This window comes from Pseudomonas sp. SIMBA_041, from assembly GCF_046535095.1.
In the GTDB taxonomy this organism is placed as follows: domain Bacteria; phylum Pseudomonadota; class Gammaproteobacteria; order Pseudomonadales; family Pseudomonadaceae; genus Aquipseudomonas; species Aquipseudomonas mucoides.
The window spans coordinates 1-268 of the sequence record NZ_JAWRXJ010000368.1; the positions used below are offsets into that span (position 1 = coordinate 1).

At 51.1% G+C, this 268-nt stretch carries 1 protein-coding gene; it reads left to right on the forward strand.

Translation table 11 applies throughout. The annotated features are described in order from the left end of the window. A partial coding sequence (locus SB725_RS31515; protein WP_410923342.1) for a transporter occupies positions 1–268 on the forward strand: 268 nt, incomplete at both ends.

A 268-nucleotide genomic window follows, 5' to 3' on the forward strand; every position in this document is an offset into this window, starting at 1 on the left:
GTACATGGGTTATGCTTTTACCTGGTTGCCAATGGATCGCGTCGAGCTCAGCTCGAAGATCAGCCTGAACTACAGCTGGGAGAATAATGATACAAACTACCAGTCGGGTGTTCAGCTGGTGGCAGACTATGGCTTAAACTATCGAGTGTCCCAGAACTGGTTAGCAGGTGTCGGTGGATACATTTCTACTCAGCTGACCGACGACCAGTCTAACGGCCATGATATTGGTAACCGTAGCCGCAGCACCAAGATCGGACCGCAGATTGGC